Below are 22,702 nucleotides of genomic sequence, written 5' to 3' on the forward strand. Positions count from 1 at the left end.
ATAAACCATATCGGGCCGGTACGTCGCCGGTCACGACGAGAAAGTGCTTATGGCGGATTTTGTAGCAGTCATTCGCAAGGCCGTGGATGGCTTGGCGAACAATACTCCCGAAAACCGGGCGAAGGTTTACGACAAGGCGCGCAGTGCGGTTGTGCGCCAACTCGAGAATATGAAGCCACGTCCGCCGGAAGAATTGTTGCGCCGGCAGATCGCCAAGCTGGACGCCGCCATAGCCGAGGTGGACAGCGAATATGCCGAGGCGCTTCCGGCGCTGGAGGATGATGACGCTGTCTCTCCCGCCGCGGAAGAGACGGCGGCATCCTATTACCAGCAGGATGCTGCCGACGAAGACGAGGCACGCGCCGCCGAGCCGGCAGAGGATGCCGACCGGGAAGAGGCGCGGCACGAGCCGGCCTACGAAGAGCCGGCATCCGCTGAACCCGCGCAATCGGAGCCGGCTTACGAAGAAGCGGCCGAAGAGGAAGAGCCCCGGCACGCTGACACCGCTGCCGATGAGGAGCAGCATCACGGCGACCGCGCGCCGGAAGAGCTTTATGATGCGCCGGAAACGGTTCATGCCGCTCCCGCCCCGGCACACGGTTCCGACGAAGTCGTCGGCACCTATTTCACACGGGCGGATGAAGAGCCGGCTCACCAGCCGGAGCCTGAAACGGCGCTCGGCGCTGCCGATGATTCCGTTCCTTCCCATTGGGCGCAGCCGGTGGATGAGGATGACTGGCGCAAGCTCGATGAAGGGCAGGACGACGATGTGCGTCCGGTCGCCGAGGAATATGAAGAGGTTCGCAACGAGACCGACGAACGTCCGCTCGTTGCCGGTTATGCCGCGCAGCATTACCAGGAGCCGGAAGTAAGTTTCGAGCCCGCCCCTTACGAAAAGGATGAGCGGCGCGAGGCGGACGACCATTTCGGCCCCGCCGCCGTGGAGCATGCTCCGGCGTTTGGCGGCCGGCACGATTTTGACGACCATCGCCAGCCGGAAGAGCAGGCTCCGAAAAAGGCGGCCGTGGTCGAGGATTTCTCGTCCTATTTCCAGGATGCGGATATTGCCATTCCCGCCAAGGACGCGCCGGCGCTGCCGCGCGCGGATAACGATCTCTTCGGCGATCAGGCAGCGGCAAAGGACAACAAGGAACGCACGCCCTGGGACGATCTGGACGAGCTGATCGGTTATGACGGCGCGTCGTCCTCCACCCGTCAGGCTTCGGGCGAAACGAATGGCGTGGGCGCTGCCGCCGCAACGCCCGCCTATATGGTCAAGAAGAAGCCGCGCCGCAATTATGCGTCGCTGGTTCTGGCCGTTGTCGGCGTGGCGCTGCTTGCCGGCGGCGGTTATGCCGTGTGGATGAACCGCGATGCGCTGAACGATATGGTCGGCGGGCTGGTCAGTTCCGCACAGAACGGCGGCACCAGCCAGACGGCTTCGAACGGCACGGGTGAGGCGCAGACCTCGACACCGCCGGCGACCCAGCAGCCGCCCGCCACGGGGCAGCAGCCGACAACCCCGACCAACCATCAGGCCCCGACCCATGGCGATGACGGCTCCGTCACCGGCACCAAGTTCACCCAGCGGCTTCTGGCCGACGGCACCGAGCGTGACGAGGGACCTGCCGCCGGTGCGAACGGCCAGCCGGTCACCGCCGAAGGCCAGTCGGTCTATGAGCAGAATGTCGCGCCGCCGCCTGCGGGCGAGGCTCCGGCCAACAATGCCGGTGCGCCCGCTGGAACACCTGCTGGCACGCCGCCGGCGCAGCAGCCTGCCGCCGCTGCCGGCGACCGCATGTTCCTTTATGAGGAAGTGCTGGGCCAGACGGTGCCGACCGCCATTCAGGGCAGTGTTTCCTGGTCGCTGCAGCAGGAAAATGACGGTGAGGGCAAGCCTTCTCCGACCGTGCAGGGCCAGATCACCGTTCCCGGCCGTGGCCTCAGCGCGCTGATCACCTTCAAGCGCAATACCGACCCGTCGCTGCCGGCCAGCCATCTGATCGAGATCGTCTTCTCGGTTTCGCCCGGCTTCGAAGGCGGCGCTATCGACAGCGTCCAGCGCATCGCGATGAAGAGCACCGAGCAGGATCGCGGCAACGCGCTGATCGCGGTTCCGGCCAAGATCACCGACGATTTCCACATGATCGCGCTCAACGACTTCCCGGATGCGATGAGGACCAATCTGGAGCTTCTGAAGAGCCGCAACTGGATCGACATTCCGGTTTCCTACCGCAACGGCCGGCGTGCGCTGCTGACCCTGCAAAAGGGCAATGACGGCATCGCCGCCTTCGACAAGGCGCTCAGCGAATGGGCGGCGGCAACGCCAGCGACCGGGCAGTGATGATTTAAGGGCGGCCCAGGCCGCCCTTTTCGTTATATGGCTGCGGCGGTGTTTTTGCGTTGGCGGGTGATGGGTGGGTTAGTTGGTGCTGGTGGGTGTGGCTTACCCCCCTCTGCCCTGCCGGGCATCTCCCCCACAGGTGGGGAGATCGATATGCCGCGAGGTCGCGGCCAACTCAACGGTCAAGGATGAAGCGGCGGTAGAGCGTCTTGCCAATCCCCCTCCTTGTGGGGGAGATGCCCGGCAGGGCAGAGGGAGTAAGCGGCATACTCCGAAGCGCGGATATTTTCCCTACCGCTTTTCCTCCAGAACAATCACGGGTCTCAGAGACAGACCATTTGCCATCGCCCGCCTTTTACAAACAAAAAATCCCCGGCCGAAGGCCGAGGATAATTCATGGTCAGCGCATTGGCGTCAGGCGCGTGTCGCCTTACGCATCCACCACGCGCAAGGCGCGCGCAGCTTCCAGCGCTTCCTTCTGCACCGCTTCCTGCACCTTCTCGAAGGCGCGAACCTCGATCTGGCGCACGCGTTCGCGGCTGATGTCGAACTCGGAGGAAAGTTCCTCCAGCGTCACCGGGTCTTCGGCAAGCCGGCGGGCTTCGAAGATGCGGCGTTCGCGGTCGTTCAACACGCCCATGGCTTTCGCCAGCATGCGGCGGCGGGTTTCCAGCTCGTCCTGTTCGATCAGCACGTCTTCCTGGCTGTCATGGTCGTCCACCAGCCAGTCCTGCCATTGGCCGGACTCGCCTTCGGAGGCCTTGATCGGCGCATTGAGCGACGCGTCGCCGTGCAGGCGGCGGTTCATCGAGATGACTTCTTCTTCCGACACCTGCAGCTTCGTCGCGATTTCCTTGACGTGCTCCGGCTTCAGATCGCCATCGTCGATGGCCTGGATGCGACCCTTCAGACGGCGCAGGTTGAAGAACAGACGCTTCTGGTTGGCGGTCGTGCCCATCTTCACCAGCGACCAGGAGCGCAGGATATATTCCTGGATCGAGGCCTTGATCCACCACATGGCATAGGTGGCCAGACGGAAACCGCGCTCCGGATCGAATTTCTTCACCGCCTGCATCAGGCCGACATTGCCTTCGGAGACGACTTCGCCGATCGGCAGGCCGTAACCGCGGTAACCCATGGCGATCTTGGCGACGAGACGCAGGTGGCTGGTGACGAGTTTATGCGCGGCGTCGCGGTCGCCATGCTCGGCATAACGCTTGCCAAGCATGTATTCTTCCTGCGGCTCCAGCATCGGAAATTTGCGGATTTCGTCGAGATATCTATTGAGACCGGCTTCGCCGGCTGTAATCGTAGGCAAACTATTGCGGGCCATAAAGCACCCCCTTATCTATGGTCTGGAACGGCACCCTCTTTGATCGGCGACTGACCCGCCGGAGGCACACCGTAAGCTGCGGGTCGTTACCGACCCCGCACGAACCCATGTGACAGATATGTACGCGCCCGCCGCGTTTCAAGCGAACGCTGCGTTCACACATGCGTTATGTTCCAGTGACACCTTCTTTGACCTGTTTAACTTTCGAACGGTAGATTCGTTCCGAAAAACCGCCAAGGCCGGAGCGCACCATCAGCTCATACATCACCCGCCGGCGCATGGGATTGTGCAGGCGCACAACCTTGGAGCCGAGGAACTGCGTCTCCACATGGGCAAGCGCCTGCAGATCGGGATCGGCGGCAATCGCGCCCGCATAGGTCGCGTGAAATTCCCGGCGGCAGACATAGGTTTTGTATTTCGTCATGCCGAAGCAGACGAGGCTGTGGCCATGGGTGCGCAGGAAATCGGCGACGCCCACCGTCACTTCCGGCCAGGCGGGGTTGAAGGTGTCGTCGAAGACGATGACGCCATGCGGCGCGATCACCTCCATCGCCAGTTTCGCATCGGCCAGAACGTGGTGCAGGTTGTGGCCGCCATCGATGCTGAAGAAGCGGGCGGGGCCGATGCGGGAGGTGATGTCGGCGGGCGCCAGCCGCGTGCTGTCGCCCCTGATGATCAGGTCTTCATCCATGGCGAAACCCAGCCGGCGGCCGTTTTCCATCAGCCGTTCATATTGGTCGAGGCTGCCATCTTCGGGCGGATCGAGATCGAAGAGATCGACGCCCAGCACCTTTTCCTGCTTCCCGGCGAATTTACGCAGCAGGAAATAGGAGCGGCCGTAATAAACGCCGATTTCCGCCATGCCGCCATGGAGGCCGCTTTTCGTCTGGGCCTGCAAGAGTGCCTTGAAGACGAGCGCATCGGGCGGGTCGATATAGCCTTCGACGCTGCGCAACTCCTGAAAGATAAACCGGCGGTCTTCGATATTCATGCGATAGATCCCGTCATCATGCCGGTTCCGTTCGGGTGCGGATCGAACGAATGGCGTCCCTGCGGTTTTGTTTGGCAGGCTTGAAATCGCCACGGTTTAATGGCGGCGATTTCAGGCTTTGCGGGGCCGAGGAGGTGTGACGATTGAAGCGAAATTGGGGCGGTCTATAAAAAGGACCGACTGTGGAATATCGCTATCCGCTAATCTTTTTTTATTATCCGGGGCTTCCGGTAAAATGCATGGCGCAGTTTTTTTGACCGCGCCATGCAGGTTTTCAGCCACGCAATGCGGCGGTCAGCGCTTCCATGTCATCCGGCAGCTCGGTTTCGAATTCCATCACCTCGCCGGTGCGCGGATGTTCGAAAGCGAGCAGATAGGCATGCAGGGCCTGGCGCGGAAAGCCGCGGACGGTGCTTTTTGCCGGTTCTTCGAGAAGGTTCGCCTTGGTGCGGAAGGCCGCGCCATATTCGGGATCGCCGATTAGCGGATGGCCGATATGGGCCATGTGAACGCGGATCTGGTGGGTGCGGCCGGTTTCCAGCCGGCATTCCACCATGGAGGCGAGGCAGGTGGCGTCCGGCCGCTCATGGTAACGCTCCATCACCTCGTAATGGGTGATCGCCTCGCGGGCATCGTCCGAATCCTCGTGCTTGACGGCGCGTTTGGTGCGGTCGGCGCTGCGGCCCAGTGCGGCGTCGATGGTGCCGCGCAGGGTGCGCGGGCGGCCCCAGACGACGGCCTTGTAGGCGCGCTCCAGCGGCCCGGTGCGGCCATGGTCGGCAAATTGCGCGGCGAGATGGCGGTGGGCATTGTCGTTCTTCGCCACGACCATGACGCCGGAGGTTTCCTTGTCCAGCCGGTGCACGATGCCCGGCCGCCTGACGCCGCCAATGCCGGAGAGGCTGTCGCCACAATGGTGGATGAGGGCGTTGACCAGCGTGCCGGTCCAGTTGCCGGCGCCCGGATGCACGACGAGACCGGCGGGCTTGATGAGCACGATCAGGTCTTCATCCTCATATTCCACGTCGAGCGGAATGTCCTCGCCCTTGGGTTCCGGGTCTTCCGGCTCGGGCATGACGATTTCGATGCGATCCTTGGGATGCACCTTCTTTTTCGGCTCCGTTACCGGCTGGCCGTTGATGGAGACCGCGCCCTGTTCGATCAGCGCCTTCAGGCGACTGCGGGAGAAGTCGCCGCCCACTTCGCCTGCCAGCCATGAATCGAGGCGGCCTTCGGCGTCTTCCCCGGCAATCAGGACTTTCCTTGCGTCTCCGCCTTGTTTAAAGGGGTCGTTCATTCTTATTTTTCCGATCCATCAGCATTTCAGGGAACCCGATGACGCAGATCGAGCAAGACGAACAGGAAGACAAGCCGCTTGATCCGGCCATGGAAAAAGTTCGCCGCAAGATGATCCGTTTGCAGATCGTGTCGGGCTCCGTGATGTTTATCAGCCTTATGGCCGTCTTCGGTGCGGTTGTCTACAAGGCGATGGGGCCGTCGAAGGCGGTTCAGACGCAGAGCGAAGCGCCGAACCTCGCGGTTCCCACCGGCAACGGGCCGCTGGCCGTCACCGCCAGCCTGCCGCAGGGCTTCGTCATCGATAATGTCAGCTATTCCGGCGGCGACATGCTGTTTTACGGGCGGCTCGCCAACGGCACCCGCAAGGCGCTGGTCTTCAACGTCGCGGCCGGCCGGTTCCTCGCCGATGTGACGGTCGATGGCCAGTGAGGCCAATAAGCTGCTGGACGGGCGGGCGCTGATCCCGGTCGAGGACCCGGCCGATCCGCGCATCGCCGCCTTTCGCGATATTCGCGAGCGCGACCTGACCGGGCGTCAGGGCCGCTTCATTGCCGAAGGCACGGTGGTGCTGCGCATGCTGGCCGCCGCGCACAAAGCGGGTGGGGCCTTTGCGGCCGAGAGCATCCTCATCCTTCGCAATCGGCTTTCCGGCGTCGCGGATATCCTTGTCGATTTCCCGCCGGATGTGCCGGTTTATGTGGCTGAAGCGCGGGTGCTGGATGGCATCGTCGGGTTCCACCTGCATCGCGGCATTCTGGCGCTCGGGCGGCGGGTTCAGGATCGCGGGCTGGAAGAGATGACGGCGGCACTTCCCGCCTCGTCGCTGGTGCTTGTCGGCTGCGGCATTTCCAATCACGATAATCTGGGGGCGATGTTCCGCAATGCGGCGGCGTTTTATGCCGATGCGATGTTGCTGGACGAGACGTGCTGCGATCCGCTTTATCGCAAGGCACTGCGGGTTTCCGTGGGGTCGGTGCTGTGGGTTCCCTATCATCGCGGCGGCGGGGCGGTGGAGATGCTGGAACGGCTTTCCGAGGCCGGTTTTGCGATCTGGAGCCTGTCTCCGAATGGCGAGACGGAGATACGCGATATTCCCCGGTCCGAACGAATGGCGCTGGTCATCGGTACGGAGGGTGAGGGGTTGCCGCAATCGGTGCTGTCGCGGTTTCATACCGCACGGATTGCGCAATCGCCGCAGCTGGATAGCTTGAACGCGGGGACGGCTTCGGGGCTGGCGCTTTATCAGATGGCGGGGGTTATGGGGCGGGTGTGATGCCGAGGCGTATGCGGCTTCACCCCCCTCTGTCCTGCCGGACATCTCCCCCTCAAGGGGGGAGATCAGCTGGGAGCTAACGCTCGCTCATTCGCAACGTTAGAGTTGGGCTGAAGAGTGCCGCATATCGATCTCCCCCCTTGAGGGGGAGATGCCCGGCAGGGCAGAGGGGGGTAAGCCACACACTCAACGCGGGGTACAACCACACCCACCGCGGACCTAATGTTCCCGCTTCTCCATCACCACCTTCGCCCGCTTCGCAAGGCTCTCCCGCCCCGATGAGCCGGAGGCCTTGGCGAGCAGCCCCGGAATGGGCGATTTCTCGCCCTCCTGCGCGGCGGTGAGCGCGATCATCTCGGCGGCGATCCTTGCGATTTCGCGGCGGATGGGTTCGTCATTGCCGGTGCCGCGCACGTTCAGCAGGCGTTCAGTGAGAGCGGTGCCCTGATTGCGGATATCCTCGATTTCCTGCTCCAGACCTTGCGACGCCGCTGGCGCCGTCACGACCGGAGGGGCTGGCTCCGCTGCGGCCATCGCCGGTGCCGCCTCGTCTTCGGCGGCGGGTGCGGTTTCAAGCGCGGCGGCGGGGGCAGGGGCCGCCGGTTGCGATGGGCTAGTCGTTTTCTCGACCGGCACGGCCGGGTTCGGCAGGCGAATGATCATGTCGTTGGCGCGGCCGCCGGTTGCGGCAAACTGTTCCTTGAGGCGGGCGACTTCCTGGTTGCGCAGCGTCAGCATCGTGTCGAGATCGGCATTTTTCGCCATGAGCGTAGCGACCTGTTCCTCCAGCCGGGTGACCTTGCGGCTTTCGCGCGCAACCGCCGTCATCGCTTCCTTGTTGCGGGCGGCCACATCCTGCAATTCGCGGGTGGCGGTCTCGCCTTCCTTGCGGAAACGCGTGGCGCTCTGCTTGGCCTGCTCGGCTTCCAGATCGCGGGTGGCGGCGAGGATTTTCGAATCATCCAGCTCGCGCGTCAGGTTGGTGAGGCGGGCGGTGAGATCGGACATCTGGCTGGCGCGCTCGTTGGCGGCCTGCTCCTGCTGTGCGAGGTTCGCCTGTATGATGCCGGCGTGTTCTTCGGCGGCATCAAGCGCTGCGCGCAATTCGCCGATTTCCAGCGTCAGCTCTTCGATTTTCAGGGAGAAGCTGCGATTCTGCTCGCCAAGGCGATAGGCATCGCTGGAAGCGGCTTCGTTGGCGAGGCGCAGCGAGGTGTTCTTTTCCCGTTCCGTATCCAGTTCCTGGCGAACCTTGGCGTTTTCGGCGGCGTAGAGCGCACGCGCCATGTCCTTCTGGGCGCGCACTTCCTGCGGGCTGATGGGCATCGTCGCGCGTATGCGGTTTTCCGTATAGGCGACGATGCGGCGGTGGATCGCGGGTGCGATCAACAGGGCCAGCAGGGTTGCGGTGAGAAAACCCAATCCGAAGAGAATGGCATATTCGATCACGCGGGACAGTCTCCGAAACTCAGATACGCGCGCATTCGGAAAGAGGGGCGCGAAAGCACGTTACGCTATTATTGCAACCGTGGGGAGGGGGCTCCCGGCAATTGCACAGGCGGTGTCGGCGCCACTTGTTTCTTCTCCCCGCGGGGGAGAAGTCCGCGGCAGCGGGATGAGGGGGCAAGGGTAGAGATATTCGGCAACGTTGCCCCCTCATCCGACCCTTCGGGCCACCTTCTCCCCGGCGGGGAGAAGAAAGATGCCGCACCGTCCCGTCTTATCAGAAGGGGTTCCAGGTCGGCTGCTGGGTGAGCTTCAGGTAACCGACATTGATGCCGAGGCGCGCGCCGATGCCGGTGCGGATGGGGGCAAGCGTTACGTCGCTGCTCTTCAGATAGGTCATGCCGACGCCGGCGACGATGAAGGCGGAGCCGCTCACACCGCCGTAGCGGCGGTAAAGCGCATCGACGGAGGGCAGGTTGTAGACCAGCATCATGGCGCGGGTGCCCTGGCCGCCATAATCGAGGCCGAGGGAGGGGCCCTGCCAGAAGACGGGGTGCTGGCCGGCATTCTTGGTGTAAAGCGTGCCTTCGCCATAAGTGAGGCCCGCGACGAAGGCGCCGGAGCCTTCCTGGCCCAGAATGTAACCGTTTGGAAGACCGTATTGCTGGAAGGCGCGCTCCACCACCTTGGCAAGGCCGCCGGTGGTTTCACCGAAGAATCCGTGGCCTGCATCCACGACTTCCTGGAAAGAATATTGATCGCTGTTCTGGGCCGCGGCCGGTGCGACCCATATCAGGAGGCTCGCAAGGAGCGCGACAATCTTTCCCAGTCCGAGGCGTGCAATGGTGCGGGTTTTCGTAAGGCGCATCGTCATGTCCGTCCGTCTGTTTCGTTAGCGCATCGGTTCGAAAATCCGAATCGGTTTTCGAAAGGGCCGATGCCCAGAGTCAAAGTTCTACAGCATGTTTCGCGCATCCTTGCGGATACACGGGGCTCCAGTGTGGCCTGTTAAGGCATTTGGCATTTTGAAACCATCGTATTAACAATCGGTTTACCAAATATGGTGTCATTATGGCTTAACAATTTCCACACCGTCCGCGCCTCCCTTGCGCAGGAGAGAATTTTATGACCAGCAAACTCAATATCACGCTGTCCGGTCCCGATCTGGCGGCTCTTCTGTGCAGCCGTGTGTGCCATGATGTGATTTCTCCTGTCGGCGCCATCAATAACGGCCTCGAACTCCTGGACGAGGGCGGCACGGATGACGACGCGCTCGATCTCATCCGCACGTCAGCCCTTAACGCATCCGTGCGGCTGAAGTTCGCCCGCCTTGCTTTCGGCGCTTCCGGCTCCGCCGGCGCGTCCATCGACACCGGCGAGGCCGAAAAAGCCGCCCAGGATTTCGCCGCCGCTGAAAAGAAGGCGGAGGTGAGCTGGAACGGCCCGCGCGCCATCGTTGCGAAGAATCGTGTCAAACTTCTGCTCAATCTCTTCCTCGTGGCTTATGGCGCCATTCCGCGCGGCGGCAATGTGGATGTGCTGCTGGAAAGCCCCGACGGCGACGCCAGGTTCGAAATCACCGTCAAGGGCCGGATGATGCGCGTGCCGGCCAAGTTCGTGGAAATTTACGAGGGCAGGCTGGAAGAGGCGGTCGATGCCCATTCCGTTCAGCCCTATTACACGCTGCTTCTGGCCGAGGAGGCCAATATGGCGGTGGAATACAAGGTGCATGACGACCGCATCGTGTTTACCGCCAAGACGGTTGCCGAGTGACCGTTCAATCGCCGATCTGAATTTGTGAAAGGGCCGGGACCGCGTCTGCCGACGCGCCGGCCTTTTTCGTTTGGGGAGCATGTTCATGACCCGTCTGACAACCGCTCGCCTTGTCCTGCGGCCGCATGCCATCGCGGATGAAGCGCTCTATCGCGCCTTCTGGGGCGCGGATGTTCCGCAGATCGAAGGGGTCGTATCGATTGCGCCGCTGGACCCGGAACTCGCCTTCGCCCGGCTTTTGCGTTTTCTGGGCCATTGGTCCGCGTTCGGCTTCGGCCCTTTCGTGGTGGAAGAGCTTGCCACGGGGCGCATCGTGGGCGAGGTGGGTTTTGCCCATATGCGCCGTGGCAACGGTGAGGATTTCGACGGCGTGCCCGAGGCGATGTGGAAAATCGACGGGGCGCTGGTGGGCAAGGGTGTCGCGACAGAGGCGGTGGAGGCGGCGCTGCGATGGTTCGATGGTCGCGGGATTTCCCAGCGGACCGTCTGCATGATCAATCCGCTCAACAGCCCGTCGCTGGCCATAGCCGCCCGATTCGGTTTCCGGCCATTTCGCGATACGACGTTCCGCGACAGTCCCGTTCGGCTTTTCGAGCGGATCGTTGATATCTAGAGCATTTCTGAACGCGGCTTTCTCAAGCACACGGTGTTGCTGTCTCCAATCGCGTTTCAGGACGACCTGAAACCTGTTTGAGGTCTCGGCGGGCGGCGGATTGAACCAGGAGTTGGTCCATATCAACTCCGGAGCATCCCATGCGCTATCTTCTTGCGGCGGTCATCGTCATTTTTTCCACTGTCCAGTCCTCAGCGGCGGAAAGCGGCATCGGTTTTAAACAGATCGAATTGCCGGATGAGGCCGGTTCGAGAACGCTAGCCGTTTCATTGTGGTACCCGGCCGCGCCGTCGAGCAAAAGCGAGATCGTCGGCGAAAATGCCGCCTTTTACGGCCTTGAGGTTCAACCGGGCGCTTCCCTTCTTGACGGTTCACGTCCTCTCATATTGCTGTCGCACGGTTTCGGGGGAAGCTGGCGCAATCTGAACTGGATTGCCGGTGAGCTTGTTCGGGAAGGTTATGTCGTGGCCGCCCCGGATCACGGCGGCGAATCGTTCACCGAAGAAAATGCGACCGAGATCGTTCCATTGTGGGAACGGCCGCGCGACATAAGTAGAACGCTGACCGCATTGCTCGGCAATGACCGATTCGCCGGCAGGATCGACACGACGCGCATCGCCGTAATCGGCCATTCCCTCGGCGGCTGGACCGCAATGGAGCTGGTTGGCGCGCGATACAGCGCCGATCTTGCGCTGAAGGATTGCCGCGGGGAGAAGCGCCCGCCGCAATGCAAGGCTCCGCGGCTGCTCGCCAAAGTCGGGGTAGTCGGTGACGGCAGGGCCGATCCGCGTCTTTCGATGGATTTGAAGGATACCCGCATCCGCGCCGCCATCGCGCTGGATCTCGGGCCGGCCGCCGGTTTCCTGCCGGAGACGCTGCAAGCCGTCGGCGTGCCGGTCCTGGTTCTGGCCGCGGGTGTGGAAACACCGGAGATCGCCGCCATCAAGGCCGATTCCGACTATATCGCCCGGCATCTGCCAAAGGCGATGACCGTTTATCGGGAGATACCGGATGCCAGCCATTTCAGCTTTATGCAGATTTGTAGGCCGAACGGCGAAAAGATCGTGGAGGAGCTTTCACCGGGCGAAGGTTTCGTCTGCCGGGATGGCGGCGGTAGGGACCGCGCGGCCATCCATGCGCAGATCGCGCAGGCAATCCTCGGCTTTCTGAAAGCGGAGATGCGCTAGGTCGGGTTTTCCGGAAGCCTCGTGGCCGGATGGTGCCGATAAACGAGGTCTTCGGGATCGGAACGGGGTGCCGCCGGGTCGAGCCTGCCGCCGATTCGTTCGGCGACGGCCGCGGATTTGCGGTTCTGCGGCGAGACGTAGCTGACAAGCGTGGGCAGGTTCAGGGTCTTGAAGGCCCAGTCGCGCAGTGCCGAGGCGGCTTCCGCCGCATAACCGCGCCCTTCATGGCCTTCGTAAAGCAGCCAGCCCAGTTCCTTTTCCGGAAACAGCGGACCGTGATTGATGCCGACCTGGCCGACGCATTGTCCCGTTTCGCCAAGCTCGATCATCAGTGCGCCATGGCCGAAAAAGTACCAGTTAGCCTGATCGTGGCAGAACACGCCCCATGTCGAGGGCAGGTCGTAAGGACCGCCGACACCGATGGAGCGTGGCGACGCCATGAAGTCCCGATAGGCGGGAAAGTCTGGGATCATCAGCGGGCGCAGCGTCAGGCGTTCGGTCCTGAGGGTGGGGATAGGGTGGTTCATCTGCCGTTGTCCCTTGGCGGTGCGTAGCCAGGTTTTCTTCCCTCATTCCTGTGACAAGCACAGAAATGAGGGAGAATAAATCTTCAAATCGCAACAAAAAACCCGCCGTTTCCAGCGGGTCTTTTAAAAACTGTCCTGTTCCGGAATGGATCAGGCGGTTTCGAGGAATTCCGTCGCGCCATCCGGCTCGCGCAGAACATAGCCGCGGCCCCAGACGGTTTCGATGTAGTTTGCGCCGCCGGCGGCGTTTGCGAGCTTCTTGCGCAGCTTGCAGATGAAGACGTCGATGATCTTCAGTTCCGGCTCGTCCATGCCGCCATAGAGGTGGTTCAGGAACATTTCCTTGGTCAGCGTCGTGCCCTTGCGCAGCGAAAGCAGCTCGAGCATCTGATATTCCTTGCCGGTCAGGTGAACGCGCTGGCCACCCACTTCAACCGTCTTGGCATCGAGATTGACGATCAGCTCGCCGGTGGCGATGACCGACTGTGCATGGCCCTTGGAACGGCGGACGATAGCGTGAATGCGGGCAACAAGCTCGTCCTTGTGGAACGGCTTCGTCATGTAATCGTCTGCGCCGAAGCCCAGGCCGCGAACCTTGTCCTCGATGCCGGCCATGCCGGACAGGATGAGGATCGGCGTCTTGACCTTGGAGAGGCGAAGCGTCCTCAGAACCTCATAACCCGACATGTCGGGCAGGTTGAGGTCGAGAAGAATAATGTCGTAATCATAGAGCTTGCCGAGGTCCACGCCTTCCTCACCGAGGTCGGTCGTGTAGACGTTAAAGCTCTCCGACTTGAGCATCAGTTCAATGCTCTGCGCTGTCGCGCTGTCGTCTTCAATAAGTAGAACCCGCATAATTATCCCCTTTGCCGCCCGCGAACCGGTAAATCATTGCCTCGCGCGATGCGGATCCAGACGTTGCCTGATTTGCAGGCTGCCACCAAATGGTTAACAAATTCTAATTGCCTTTGGCAAGGTGTATCGAATTTATTAAGCAAAGTAGGCATTTCGCTGTTTTTGCACGTGAATCCACCATCGCCAAAATTGAAGCTTAACGTGAGGAAATCCCGTTAAGTGATTCAATCGACTCTTACATCGTCGGGTCCATTTTTTTGGACCTGGCATTTACCGACCCTTAAATGATCGTCGTTATCATTAACGATGCCCGTAAACGAAAGGTTAACGACGGCGGTTTTTTATTAACGTCGGGTAACTTTTGGGAATCATTCCGGGACAGGGGGCAACCCTTGCGGAAAAACGGGCGGGTTAAACGGGCCGATCAGGGTGGCATAGTGCCTTTTTGATCCGGGTCTCGCTATCCATGGAGTATTGCGTATGAAGTCGCGTGACAGCCTGGTTCGCCTGAAGGAATTTCAGGTCAATGAAAAACGCCGGCAGCTTAACCAGCTGCAGCAGATGATGTCCGAGTTCGAGCGGATGGCAAAGGAACTGGTGCATCAGATATCTCTGGAAGAAAGCAAGTCGGGCATTACCGATCCGACGCATTTCGCCTATCCGACCTTCGCCAAGGCCGCGCGCCAGCGGGCGGATAATCTTCAGGTCTCGATCCGTGAGCTGAAGGCCCAGCAGGAAGCCGCCGAAGCTTCGCTGGAAGAAGTGCAGGCCGAATATGAAAAGGCCGCCGCACTGGAAAACCGCGACGGAGCCATCCGCGCCCGCGCCTGACCTATAGGCGCAGGAATTTACGAAGATCGTCCTCATTGACGGCTGCCGGTGGATCAGGAGGCGGCTTTCAATGACGGGACGCCATGCATTTTTTCGAAAGGCCGCTCCTTCAGGGCGGCCTTTTGTTTTGCCGCGTCGCCGGTGTTTCCCGCCGGGACGGTCAGGCCTGATTTCGATTGTCCGGACGTGGGGAAAGGCGTATTTTACGGAGGTTCCGACCGTGAGCCGGAGGCTTTTACGCGCACGCGCCCCGTGCGGGTGCGGGCGGCACTTGCAGGGAGGAAAAAATGGCCCGCCAATATATCGATTGCCGCGAATTCCCCAGTGACAGCAGATGCACCGTCGCCATCTCCGCCGATTCTCCGGAGGAGCTTATGGAAGCGGCCGTGCAACACGCCGTGGCCGTGCACGGCGCAAAGGATACGCTTGAATTCCGTGAAGAAGTCCGCCGAAGCATGCATGCCGGGACGCCGCCATTGAAGGTGGCGTGACGCGGCGGATCGACGCCCTTTTGTATGAATACCGCGATATTTGGAACGGTTGTGAGGGATTAAGCGTAAGCCGCTTGTTTCTTCTCCCCGCCGGGGAGAAGGTCGCGGCAGCGGGATGAGGGGGCAAGTTCTCGATTTATCGCCAACGTCGCCCCCCTCATCCGACCCTTCGGGCCACCTTCTCCCCGGCGGGGAGAAGAAATATGCCGCGACGCTTGCGATTATTCTGCTCTCAGACAGAAGATAAAGCGCCCTTACCCCTGAATAACATCCGCCCATTCGGCATGGCGCAATGTCTGGGCCTTGAAGAACGGGCAGAGCGGAATGATTTTCCAGCCGCCCTTGCGGGCTTCATCGATCGCATGCGCGGCGAGCGCCTGGCCGACGCCTTTGCCGCGCAGCGCATCGGGCACGCCGGTATGATCGATGATGATGAGGGAAGGGGAGGTGCGCGAATAGGTCATCTCCGCCTTGTGGCCGTCGATGGTCGCCGAATATTCGCCGTGCGATCCGGTTTCGGTTGTCTTGATGTCCATGATGAGCGCCTTCCGCATTGCTGTTCGTTGTCGCCACTGTAACGGCTTGCATCCGAATTGAAACAGCGGGATAGCGAACGCAGCGGACACAAACCGGCGACAATCGCCGGTTTTGTGGGGCAGTTCTCAGGGAGGATCCGAAATCAAACCGAAAACCCCGTCGATAATCCGGCGGGGCGTTCTGGAAACTCGGTCTGGGCGCGTTATCGCGCCGGCGCACTGTTTTAGTGGCGATATTGCTGAATGCGCGTGGTGCGCAGGCCGGCAAGGCCATGATCGGCAATCGAGGACTGCCAGGACAGGAATTCTTCGACGGTGAGCGTATAACGCTCGCAGGCTTCCTCGAGGCTCAACAGTCCACCGCGTACCGCTGCAACCACCTCCGCCTTTCTGCGAATGACCCAGCGACGGGTATTGGCAGGCGGAAGATCCGCGATCGTCAGAGGGCTGCCATCGGGGCCGATGACATATTTAACTCGTGGGCGTATCATTTCGGTCATTGGACACTCTATACAAACTCAAGACCATATGACGGGAACTCTATCCCGGTACCTTTAAAAATTGCCTAAGCAGCTCGTGACAATTTATTAAGAATTTGAACGGTTTCGCCTGATTTGTTCGAGTCGCCTTATTTTGCCGGGAAAAAATTTTTCCAAAAATCGCAATTTTTCTCTCTCATCGGTTGTTTCCGTCAGAGTGCCGCAAGCGAAAGCCACGTTTTCCCGCTGCCCTGGGTAAATTCCGCCGTTCCCTCATGCTGCAGCCGCAGGCGGTCGCCGGCATCGAGGGAAAGGATGGAGGTTGCCGATTGCAATGTGCCTGACGTCGATGCATTGCCAGCGATGCCGAAGCTGGCCGCCGCGCCATTGATGAAAAGCGTCACCCGGTGGCCGGAAGAGGAGACCACGGCGAGCGTCAGGGCCGCCAGATAAGGGCCCTTTGCCGGAACCACGAGTTCACGTCCGCCACCGCTCACCGCATCGCCGAGCGCAAAGCCGCCCTCGGCGATGGAGAGCAGGGAAAAACCTGCCGCCGCGCCATTGGCGGGTTTCGTCGTGCCCGCCGGCAGGCCGGCAACGGCGAGCGGGCGGTTCGGCATCGAGACCCGGCCATCGCCGCTGCACAGGAGTGCGGTGTGCCATGAGGCGCCGTCCTTGCTGGTCTTGATCGAAAACCCGTCAGTGCCGGCAAGGCCCATTTCCGCCCGGCCGCTCCAGCCGGACTGGAACAGCAGCGAGGCGGTATCGCCCTTGCCCGCCCTGTTGATCGTCATGCGGTGGCTGCCGCCTTCTTCGGTGTGGGTGAAGAGGCTGGCGGGGGAGGTGAGCGCCAGCCGATTGGTGGCGTCGGCCTCGGTGCCGATGCCCAGCCTTTCCAGCCGACCAGCGGCCGGCAGCGGCATGTCGCGCCAGTTGCCGTCGCGCAGGATGCGATATCTGCTCTCGTCCGCAAACCACGCCGTCCAGCCCGGCTGCGGCGTGATCGAGAGCCAGGCGCCATCCTGCCGGAAGGCGAGCCTGCCGCCCTTGCCGGCCCAGTCGCCCGCAGCATCGGCGGAGAGGAGGAAACAATCCCCTTCCGCTGCATTATCGGGCGGTGTGGTGATGACGGCCTTGATGACCAGTTGCACAATTGCGTCCAGCCTTTGCAGGGCTTCGTTATGGGTGACGTGTTTCTGTGCCTGCGAGGGGAGGATATAGGGAAGCCGAAGTCTCGCCGTCTGTTCCGTCATGATGTGCCTTCCGCGCTGCGGTGTTTCGTTGCGGGGCATTGTGGGGCGGGGGCGTGGGGTGGGGATGAGCGGGGATGGATTATTTTTTGGGGCCTTGGTGTATGCGGTTTACCCCCCTCTGTCCTGCCGGACATCTCCCCCTCAAGGGGGAGATCGGCAGGAAGCGCTACCGCCACTTCATTCGCAAACGTTGAGATGGGTGAGACCTCGCCGCAGATCGATCTCCCCTCTTGAGGGGGAGATGCCCGGCAGGGCAGAGGGGGGTGAAGCGGCATACGCCGAAGCTCACCAATGGCCGCAGCAAGCGCCGAGCGGCCGTTACCCCGCGTGTTCCACTGCCATCGCCCCTTCGGCAATGAAATCCGGATTGGCCAGCGCATCCTCGCCGTCACCTCTCACCGCATATGCAAGCGGCCTGCCCTCGCAATCGAGCGTCCTGCCGCCCGCAGCGCGCAGCACGGCGTCGCCGGCGGCCGTGTCCCACATCATGGTGCGGCTGAAGCGGGGGTAGATATCGGCGGCGCCCTCTGCCAGCATGCAGAATTTCAGGGAAGAGCCGACGGAGATGCAGTCCTTCAGCCCGTGTTCCGCCACGAAGGCTTCCGTTTTCGCCGTGCAATGCGAGCGGCTGATCAGCGCCACGGGGGAAGCGCCGCGCTGGCGCGCGCGGATGGGGTGGCGCGACAGGATGGCGCCTTCGCCGGAAATGGCGAGCTTTTCGGCGGCATTGTCCTCGCCCGTCCAAGCCTGTCCGCGGCAGGGGGCGTAAACCACGCCGGCCACCGGAACGCCGTTGCGGATGAGCGCGATGTTGACGGTGAAATCGTCCTTGCCCGAAATGAATTCCTTGGTGCCATCCAGCGGATCGACGAGGAAGAATTCCGCACCGGTTTCCGGCAGGATGCCGCTCGATACCGCCTCTTCGGCAACCACGGGGATGTCGGGAAAATGGGCGGCCAGCGCCGCAAGAATGATCGCCTCGGCGCGCTGGTCGGCCTCGGTCACCGGCGAGCAGTCATCCTTGTATGACACATGCGGGCCGGCACGGTGGACCGCCATGATGGCCTGCCCGGCGTCCAGCGCCGCTTTCGTCAATATGTCGATCATCTCTTTGCCAATTGATCCCGTCTGCGGGATATCGCCGTTCCGATCTTCGCTACTCCTTTGCCCGCTGCCCGTCAAATAATGGCGTCGGACAATGCTGAAATAAGCATCCGGCCGTCATTTTTTCAGCACTTCCTGCCAAAATCATGGCTCTTTTGACCGGGAAAGCGGCAGTCCATGTGGAAATTCCAAATTTTGTGCAGGATAGCCCGTTTTTGACTTCACATTTTTAACGAACACGATATGCATTTTGAGGGTGGGGGTCTGCCTGCAAGGGCGCCCCTATAATTAACATAACGAGGCGTGGCCCATTCGAGGTCGTGCCCGGGGGAAAGACATGGAGTATTTTATCCAGCAGCTCATCAACGGGCTGACTCTTGGATCGATCTACGGCCTCATCGCTATCGGCTATACGATGGTTTACGGCATCATCGGCATGATCAACTTCGCGCACGGCGATATTTTCATGCTCGGCGGCTTTGCCGCGCTGATCGTTTTCCTGATCGTGACATCCTTTGTCGCCGGCATTCCGGTGGCGCTTCTTCTGCTTCTGATGATGGTCGTCGCCATGCTGATGACCGGCCTGTGGAACTGGGTGATCGAACGCGTCGCCTATCGCCCGCTCAGAGGCTCCTTCCGTCTTGCACCGCTGATCACGGCCATCGGCATGTCGATCGCGCTGTCCAACTTCATCCAGGTGACGCAGGGTCCGCGCAACAAGCCGATCCCGTCGATGGTGACGGAAAGCTATCATTTCGGCGCCATTACCGTGTCGCTGAAGCAGCTCATCATCATGGTCGTTACCTCGGTGCTGCTCTTCGCCTTCTGGTATATCGTCAACAAGACCCCGCTCGGCCGGGCGCAGCGCGCCACCGAACAGGACCGCAAGATGGCGGCACTGCTTGGCGTCGATGTCGACAAGACGATCTCCATCACCTTCATCATGGGTGCAGCACTCGCCGCTGTCGCGGGCACCATGTATCTCATGTATTACGGCGTTGCCTCCTTCAGCGATGGCTTCATTCCCGGCGTCAAGGCGTTTACGGCGGCCGTTCTCGGCGGCATCGGCTCGCTTCCGGGCGCTGTTCTCGGCGGTCTGCTGATCGGCCTCATCGAATCGCTGTGGTCGGCCTATTTCTCCATCGCCTACAAGGATGTCGCGGCATTCGGCATCCTGGCTTTCGTGCTGATCTTCAAGCCGACCGGCATTCTCGGTCGTCCGGAAGTCGAGAAGGTGTGATCCCATGACCAATATCGCTTCCGACAATGCTGCTTCCAGCCCGAGCCTGATGGCGGCGGCTGTGAAGGAGGGCCTGATTGCGGGCCTCATCTCGTTCGGCATGTTCATTCTTTATGTGGGCATCGTCACCTATCAGGATATCAACAACCAGCTTATCTGGGGTACCCGCTGGGGGCTTCTGGCGGTCTTCGTCGGCATTGCCGCTGTCGGCCGTTTCCTCGTCGTCGGCTTCATCAAGCCGTCGCTCGATCGTCGCAAGCTGGCCAAGGCCAAGAGCGGCGTGCTGGAGATTTCCGAAGAGAAGGGCTTTTTCCACAAGCACTTCCTGAAGCTGGCGCTGGTCCTGCTGCTGCTTTATCCCGTTATCGCCGTGCAATTGTTCGGCTTTCAGGGTTCGCTGAAATTCGTCGACAATTTCGGCATCCAGATCCTGATCTATGTGATGCTGGCCTGGGGCCTCAACATCGTCGTCGGGCTGGCCGGCCTGCTCGATCTCGGTTACGTGGCCTTTTATGCGGTCGGCGCCTATTCCTATGCGCTGCTCTCCAGCCATTTCGGCCTGTCCTTCTGGGTGCTCCTGCCGGTCGCCGGCATTCTCGCGGGCTTCTGGGGCATCATCCTCGGTTTCCCGGTGCTTCGTCTTCGCGGCGACTATCTGGCAATCGTGACGCTCGCCTTCGGTGAAATCATCCGCCTCGTGCTTTTGAACTGGACGGATGTGACCAAGGGCACCTTCGGTATTTCGGGCATCGCCAAGGCGTCCGTCTTCGGCATCTGGTCCTTCGATGTCGGCGCGTCGAACAATTTCGCCAAGGCCTTTGGCCTGTCGATGTCGTCGGCCTATTACAAGATCTTCCTGTTCTACGTGATCCTGCTGCTTTGCATGCTGACGGCCTATGTGACCATCCGCCTGCGCCGCATGCCAATCGGCCGTGCCTGGGAAGCGCTGCGCGAGGACGAGATCGCCTGCCGTTCGCTCGGCATCGATACCGTCATCACCAAGCTCACCGCCTTTGCGACGGGCGCGATGTTTGGCGGTTTCGCCGGTTCCTTCTTCGCCGCGCGTCAGGGTTTCGTTTCGCCGGAAAGCTTCGTGTTTCTCGAATCCGCCGTCATTCTCGCCATCGTCGTTCTCGGCGGCATGGGCTCGCTGACGGGTATCGCCATTGCGGCGCTGGTCATGGTCGGCGGCACCGAGCTCCTGCGTGAAATGGAGTTCCTGAAGCATGTCTTCGGGCCCGACTTCACGCCTGAACTTTACCGTATGCTGCTCTTCGGCCTTGCCATGGTCATCGTCATGCTGTTCAAGCCGCGCGGCTTCGTCGGCTCGCGTGAACCCACGGCCTTCCTTAAGGAACGCAAGGCCGTCTCCGGCAGCTTTACCAAGGAAGGTCACGGTTGATGGCTTCCGGAACGGCAACAATGACACCCAATACGACTGGCGATACGATCCTCAAGGTCGAACATCTCTCGATGCGCTTCGGCGGCCTGATGGCCATCAACGACTTCTCCTTCGAGGCGAAGCGCGGCGAGATCACGGCGCTGATCGGCCCCAACGGTGCGGGAAAGACCACGGTCTTCAACTGCATCACCGGCTTCTACAAGCCGACCATGGGCATGATCACCATGCGCCAGCAAAGCGGCGAGGCGCATCTTCTCGAGCGCCTGCCGGATTTCGAAATCACCAAGAAGGCCAAGGTGGCGCGCACCTTCCAGAACATCCGCCTGTTTTCGGGGTTGACGGTTCTGGAAAACCTGCTGGTGGCGCAGCACAATGCGCTGATGAAGGCCTCGGGTTACACGATCCTCGGTCTTCTCGGCTTGCCCGCTTACCGGCGGGCGGTGGATGCCTCTATCGAAAAGGCCAAATACTGGCTGGAAAAGGCCGATCTTATCGACCGCGCCGACGACCCGGCCGGCGACCTTCCCTATGGCGCGCAGCGCCGTCTGGAAATCGCCCGCGCCATGTGCACGGGGCCGGAGCTTCTGTGCCTCGACGAGCCGGCCGCCGGCCTCAACCCGAAGGAATCGCTGGCGCTCAACGCGCTCCTGCGCGGCATTCGCGACGAGGGCACGTCGCTGCTCCTCATCGAGCACGACATGTCCGTGGTGATGCAGATTTCCGACCATGTGGTGGTTCTGGAATATGGCCAGAAGATTTCCGACGGCACGCCGGACCATGTGAAGAACGACCCGAAGGTCATCGCCGCCTATCTGGGTGTCGAGGATGATGAAGTGGAAGACGTGATTGCGGAAGAACTCGACGGAGGAGCGGCCTGATGTCCGGTGAACCGCTTCTGAAAGTCCAGGGTGTCGAAACCTATTATGGCAATATCCGGGCTCTGGCCGGTGTCGATGTCGAGGTCAAAAAGGGTGAGATCGTCAGTCTGATCGGCGCCAACGGCGCCGGCAAGTCAACGCTGATGATGACCATCTGCGGCAGCCCGCAGGCGCGTGCCGGTCAGGTGATCTTCGACGGCGAGGATATTACCCATCTGCCGACCCATCTGATCGCCCGCAAGCGCATTGCCCAGTCGCCCGAAGGCCGCCGGATTTTCCCGCGCATGACGGTGCTGGAAAACCTGCAGATGGGCGCCAATCTCGATAACCTGAAATATTTCAAGGAAGACGTCGAGAAGATCTTCGTGATGTTCCCGCGCCTGAAGGAGCGCCAGAGCCAGCGCGGCGGCACGCTTTCCGGCGGTGAGCAGCAGATGCTCTCCATCGGCCGCGCGCTGATGGCACGGCCGAAGCTCCTGCTGCTGGACGAGCCGTCGCTCGGTCTCGCACCCTTGATCGTAAAGGGCATTTTCGAGGCGATCAAGAAACTCAACCAGGAAGAGGGGCTGACCGTCTTCCTCGTGGAGCAGAACGCCTTTGCCGCGCTCAAGCTTTCCGACCGCGCTTATGTGATGGTCAACGGCAAGGTGACGATGAGCGGTTCGGGCAGGGAACTGCTCGCCGATCCGCAGGTGCGCGCCGCCTATCTCGAAGGCGGACGGCACTGAAAGATTTTACTTGCGCCGGAAATTTTGCGGCGCAAGACTGCAAACGGCGGCCTGTCGTCCTTTCGGCCAAACCTTAAGGAACCATGGCGGGGTGCAAACAATAAAATGCCCGGCGGGAA

23 protein-coding genes are annotated in these 22,702 nt (G+C 61.2%); 12 read left to right on the forward strand and 11 right to left on the reverse strand.

The window, feature by feature from the left end; genetic code table 11:
• Nucleotides 1-49 precede the first annotated feature (49 nt).
• Entirely contained in the window at nucleotides 50-2,344 is a 2,295-nt protein-coding gene (locus BTE54_RS04945) for a hypothetical protein (RefSeq protein ID WP_198939073.1), read from the forward strand.
• Between the two features lie 430 nt (nucleotides 2,345-2,774).
• Here BTE54_RS04945 and rpoH read toward each other — a convergent pair whose 3' ends face one another.
• From rpoH to BTE54_RS04965, 3 genes are all read right to left on the reverse strand, one after another.
• Nucleotides 2,775-3,677, reverse strand: a complete 903-nt coding sequence (rpoH, locus tag BTE54_RS04955) for an RNA polymerase sigma factor RpoH (protein WP_003522581.1) — start codon at nucleotides 3,675-3,677, stop codon at nucleotides 2,775-2,777.
• A 166-nt stretch (nucleotides 3,678-3,843) separates the two neighbouring features.
• On the reverse strand, nucleotides 3,844-4,668 hold the full coding sequence (locus BTE54_RS04960; protein WP_065655537.1) for a class I SAM-dependent methyltransferase: 825 nt from the start codon (nucleotides 4,666-4,668) through the stop codon (nucleotides 3,844-3,846).
• 274 nt (nucleotides 4,669-4,942) lie between these two features.
• Nucleotides 4,943-5,965, reverse strand: a complete 1,023-nt coding sequence (locus BTE54_RS04965) for an RluA family pseudouridine synthase (RefSeq protein WP_078051677.1) — start codon at nucleotides 5,963-5,965, stop codon at nucleotides 4,943-4,945.
• 38 nt (nucleotides 5,966-6,003) lie between these two features.
• On the opposite strand from BTE54_RS04965, the gene BTE54_RS04970 reads away from it, so the two are divergent.
• Both BTE54_RS04970 and BTE54_RS04975 read left to right on the forward strand, forming a co-directional pair.
• Entirely contained in the window at nucleotides 6,004-6,396 is a 393-nt protein-coding gene (locus tag BTE54_RS04970) for a hypothetical protein (protein WP_059754555.1), read from the forward strand.
• Nucleotides 6,386-7,240, forward strand: a complete 855-nt coding sequence (locus BTE54_RS04975) for an RNA methyltransferase (protein ID WP_143240691.1) — start codon at nucleotides 6,386-6,388, stop codon at nucleotides 7,238-7,240. The genes BTE54_RS04970 and BTE54_RS04975 overlap by 11 nt, the downstream gene beginning before the upstream one ends.
• A 219-nt stretch (nucleotides 7,241-7,459) precedes the next feature.
• Here BTE54_RS04975 and BTE54_RS04985 read toward each other — a convergent pair whose 3' ends face one another.
• Together BTE54_RS04985 and BTE54_RS04990 are read right to left on the reverse strand one after the other, a co-directional pair.
• The gene (locus BTE54_RS04985) at nucleotides 7,460-8,689 is read right to left on the reverse strand and encodes a hypothetical protein (RefSeq protein WP_078051678.1); all 1,230 of its coding nucleotides are present in this window, start codon (nucleotides 8,687-8,689) and stop codon (nucleotides 7,460-7,462) included.
• A 274-nt stretch (nucleotides 8,690-8,963) separates the two neighbouring features.
• Complete coding sequence (locus BTE54_RS04990) at nucleotides 8,964-9,560, reverse strand: DUF1134 domain-containing protein (protein WP_003522931.1); 597 nt, start codon at nucleotides 9,558-9,560, stop codon at nucleotides 8,964-8,966.
• 251 nt (nucleotides 9,561-9,811) lie between these two features.
• Between BTE54_RS04990 and BTE54_RS04995 the strand changes: the two genes are divergently transcribed.
• The 3 genes from BTE54_RS04995 (at nucleotide 9,812) to BTE54_RS05005 (ending at nucleotide 12,259) form a co-directional block, all read left to right on the forward strand.
• Entirely contained in the window at nucleotides 9,812-10,459 is a 648-nt protein-coding gene (locus BTE54_RS04995; RefSeq protein ID WP_003522930.1) for a histidine phosphotransferase family protein, read from the forward strand.
• A gap of 85 nt (nucleotides 10,460-10,544) precedes the next feature.
• The gene (locus BTE54_RS05000; RefSeq protein WP_078051679.1) at nucleotides 10,545-11,072 is read left to right on the forward strand and encodes a GNAT family protein; all 528 of its coding nucleotides are present in this window, start codon (nucleotides 10,545-10,547) and stop codon (nucleotides 11,070-11,072) included.
• Nucleotides 11,073-11,212: 140 nt separating this feature from the next.
• The gene (locus tag BTE54_RS05005) at nucleotides 11,213-12,259 is read left to right on the forward strand and encodes an alpha/beta fold hydrolase (RefSeq protein ID WP_198939074.1); all 1,047 of its coding nucleotides are present in this window, start codon (nucleotides 11,213-11,215) and stop codon (nucleotides 12,257-12,259) included.
• On the opposite strand, the gene BTE54_RS05010 is transcribed toward BTE54_RS05005, so the two are convergent.
• A complete protein-coding gene (locus BTE54_RS05010) occupies nucleotides 12,256-12,786 on the reverse strand; it encodes a GNAT family N-acetyltransferase (RefSeq protein WP_065655530.1) in 531 nt (176 codons plus the stop codon). The genes BTE54_RS05005 and BTE54_RS05010 overlap by 4 nt on opposite strands.
• 150 nt (nucleotides 12,787-12,936) lie before the next feature.
• Entirely contained in the window at nucleotides 12,937-13,641 is a 705-nt protein-coding gene (ctrA, locus tag BTE54_RS05015) for a cell cycle two-component system response regulator CtrA (RefSeq protein WP_003522926.1), read from the reverse strand.
• A gap of 480 nt (nucleotides 13,642-14,121) precedes the next feature.
• On the opposite strand from ctrA, the gene BTE54_RS05020 reads away from it, so the two are divergent.
• Together BTE54_RS05020 and BTE54_RS05025 are read left to right on the forward strand one after the other, a co-directional pair.
• Nucleotides 14,122-14,472, forward strand: coding sequence for a flagellar export protein FliJ (locus BTE54_RS05020; RefSeq protein ID WP_003491821.1), 351 nt, complete (start codon nucleotides 14,122-14,124; stop codon nucleotides 14,470-14,472).
• 287 nt (nucleotides 14,473-14,759) lie between these two features.
• The gene (locus BTE54_RS05025) at nucleotides 14,760-14,963 is read left to right on the forward strand and encodes a DUF1059 domain-containing protein (RefSeq protein WP_003522925.1); all 204 of its coding nucleotides are present in this window, start codon (nucleotides 14,760-14,762) and stop codon (nucleotides 14,961-14,963) included.
• A 254-nt stretch (nucleotides 14,964-15,217) separates the two neighbouring features.
• Here BTE54_RS05025 and BTE54_RS05030 read toward each other — a convergent pair whose 3' ends face one another.
• The 4 genes from BTE54_RS05030 to cysQ form a co-directional block, all read right to left on the reverse strand.
• On the reverse strand, nucleotides 15,218-15,499 hold the full coding sequence (locus tag BTE54_RS05030; RefSeq protein WP_003522924.1) for a GNAT family N-acetyltransferase: 282 nt from the start codon (nucleotides 15,497-15,499) through the stop codon (nucleotides 15,218-15,220).
• 224 nt (nucleotides 15,500-15,723) lie between these two features.
• Complete coding sequence (locus tag BTE54_RS05035; RefSeq protein ID WP_003491799.1) at nucleotides 15,724-15,999, reverse strand: DUF1153 domain-containing protein; 276 nt, start codon at nucleotides 15,997-15,999, stop codon at nucleotides 15,724-15,726.
• Nucleotides 16,000-16,190: 191 nt separating this feature from the next.
• Nucleotides 16,191-17,231 carry a DUF2793 domain-containing protein gene (locus BTE54_RS05040; protein ID WP_078051680.1) on the reverse strand — a complete coding sequence of 347 codons (1,041 nt, stop codon included), beginning with the start codon at nucleotides 17,229-17,231 and terminating at the stop codon, nucleotides 16,191-16,193.
• 318 nt (nucleotides 17,232-17,549) lie between these two features.
• Nucleotides 17,550-18,338 carry a 3'(2'),5'-bisphosphate nucleotidase CysQ gene (gene cysQ / locus BTE54_RS05045; RefSeq protein ID WP_065656759.1) on the reverse strand — a complete coding sequence of 263 codons (789 nt, stop codon included), beginning with the start codon at nucleotides 18,336-18,338 and terminating at the stop codon, nucleotides 17,550-17,552.
• Nucleotides 18,339-18,672: 334 nt separating this feature from the next.
• On the opposite strand from cysQ, the gene BTE54_RS05050 reads away from it, so the two are divergent.
• Genes BTE54_RS05050 through BTE54_RS05065 form a run of 4 tightly spaced genes read left to right on the forward strand, consistent with a single transcriptional unit; the run spans nucleotide 18,673 to nucleotide 22,583 of the window.
• Nucleotides 18,673-19,575, forward strand: a complete 903-nt coding sequence (locus BTE54_RS05050) for a branched-chain amino acid ABC transporter permease (protein WP_004430050.1) — start codon at nucleotides 18,673-18,675, stop codon at nucleotides 19,573-19,575.
• Nucleotides 19,576-19,579: 4 nt separating this feature from the next.
• Complete coding sequence (livM, locus tag BTE54_RS05055) at nucleotides 19,580-20,977, forward strand: high-affinity branched-chain amino acid ABC transporter permease LivM (protein WP_059754526.1); 1,398 nt, start codon at nucleotides 19,580-19,582, stop codon at nucleotides 20,975-20,977.
• Nucleotides 20,977-21,855 carry an ABC transporter ATP-binding protein gene (locus BTE54_RS05060; protein WP_003522919.1) on the forward strand — a complete coding sequence of 293 codons (879 nt, stop codon included), beginning with the start codon at nucleotides 20,977-20,979 and terminating at the stop codon, nucleotides 21,853-21,855. Before livM ends, BTE54_RS05060 begins: the two co-directional genes overlap by 1 nt.
• Nucleotides 21,855-22,583 carry an ABC transporter ATP-binding protein gene (locus BTE54_RS05065; RefSeq protein WP_003522918.1) on the forward strand — a complete coding sequence of 243 codons (729 nt, stop codon included), beginning with the start codon at nucleotides 21,855-21,857 and terminating at the stop codon, nucleotides 22,581-22,583. The genes BTE54_RS05060 and BTE54_RS05065 overlap by 1 nt, the downstream gene beginning before the upstream one ends.
• Nucleotides 22,584-22,702 lie beyond the last annotated feature (119 nt).

It is taken from the genome of Agrobacterium sp. YIC 4121 (assembly GCF_002008205.1).
GTDB classification, from domain to species: Bacteria; Pseudomonadota; Alphaproteobacteria; order Rhizobiales; family Rhizobiaceae; genus Agrobacterium; species Agrobacterium leguminum.

What these genes read in the sequence shown, in the direction of transcription:
- BTE54_RS04945 (WP_198939073.1), top strand. Translation starts at nt 50, where the DNA reads ATGGCGGATTTTGTAGCAGTCATTCGCAAGGCCGTGGATGGCTTGGCG.
- rpoH (WP_003522581.1), bottom strand. Translation starts at nt 3,677, where the DNA reads ATGGCCCGCAATAGTTTGCCTACGATTACAGCCGGCGAAGCCGGTCTC.
- BTE54_RS04960 (WP_065655537.1), bottom strand. Translation starts at nt 4,668, where the DNA reads ATGAATATCGAAGACCGCCGGTTTATCTTTCAGGAGTTGCGCAGCGTC.
- BTE54_RS04965 (WP_078051677.1), bottom strand. Translation starts at nt 5,965, where the DNA reads ATGAACGACCCCTTTAAACAAGGCGGAGACGCAAGGAAAGTCCTGATT.
- BTE54_RS04970 (WP_059754555.1), top strand. Translation starts at nt 6,004, where the DNA reads ATGACGCAGATCGAGCAAGACGAACAGGAAGACAAGCCGCTTGATCCG.
- BTE54_RS04975 (WP_143240691.1), top strand. Translation starts at nt 6,386, where the DNA reads ATGGCCAGTGAGGCCAATAAGCTGCTGGACGGGCGGGCGCTGATCCCG.
- BTE54_RS04990 (WP_003522931.1), bottom strand. Translation starts at nt 9,560, where the DNA reads ATGACGATGCGCCTTACGAAAACCCGCACCATTGCACGCCTCGGACTG.
- BTE54_RS04995 (WP_003522930.1), top strand. Translation starts at nt 9,812, where the DNA reads ATGACCAGCAAACTCAATATCACGCTGTCCGGTCCCGATCTGGCGGCT.
- BTE54_RS05000 (WP_078051679.1), top strand. Translation starts at nt 10,545, where the DNA reads ATGACCCGTCTGACAACCGCTCGCCTTGTCCTGCGGCCGCATGCCATC.
- BTE54_RS05005 (WP_198939074.1), top strand. Translation starts at nt 11,213, where the DNA reads ATGCGCTATCTTCTTGCGGCGGTCATCGTCATTTTTTCCACTGTCCAG.
- BTE54_RS05010 (WP_065655530.1), bottom strand. Translation starts at nt 12,786, where the DNA reads ATGAACCACCCTATCCCCACCCTCAGGACCGAACGCCTGACGCTGCGC.
- ctrA (WP_003522926.1), bottom strand. Translation starts at nt 13,641, where the DNA reads ATGCGGGTTCTACTTATTGAAGACGACAGCGCGACAGCGCAGAGCATT.
- BTE54_RS05020 (WP_003491821.1), top strand. Translation starts at nt 14,122, where the DNA reads ATGAAGTCGCGTGACAGCCTGGTTCGCCTGAAGGAATTTCAGGTCAAT.
- BTE54_RS05025 (WP_003522925.1), top strand. Translation starts at nt 14,760, where the DNA reads ATGGCCCGCCAATATATCGATTGCCGCGAATTCCCCAGTGACAGCAGA.
- BTE54_RS05030 (WP_003522924.1), bottom strand. Translation starts at nt 15,499, where the DNA reads ATGGACATCAAGACAACCGAAACCGGATCGCACGGCGAATATTCGGCG.
- BTE54_RS05035 (WP_003491799.1), bottom strand. Translation starts at nt 15,999, where the DNA reads ATGACCGAAATGATACGCCCACGAGTTAAATATGTCATCGGCCCCGAT.
- BTE54_RS05040 (WP_078051680.1), bottom strand. Translation starts at nt 17,231, where the DNA reads ATGACGGAACAGACGGCGAGACTTCGGCTTCCCTATATCCTCCCCTCG.
- cysQ (WP_065656759.1), bottom strand. Translation starts at nt 18,338, where the DNA reads ATGATCGACATATTGACGAAAGCGGCGCTGGACGCCGGGCAGGCCATC.
- BTE54_RS05050 (WP_004430050.1), top strand. Translation starts at nt 18,673, where the DNA reads ATGGAGTATTTTATCCAGCAGCTCATCAACGGGCTGACTCTTGGATCG.
- livM (WP_059754526.1), top strand. Translation starts at nt 19,580, where the DNA reads ATGACCAATATCGCTTCCGACAATGCTGCTTCCAGCCCGAGCCTGATG.
- BTE54_RS05060 (WP_003522919.1), top strand. Translation starts at nt 20,977, where the DNA reads ATGGCTTCCGGAACGGCAACAATGACACCCAATACGACTGGCGATACG.
- BTE54_RS05065 (WP_003522918.1), top strand. Translation starts at nt 21,855, where the DNA reads ATGTCCGGTGAACCGCTTCTGAAAGTCCAGGGTGTCGAAACCTATTAT.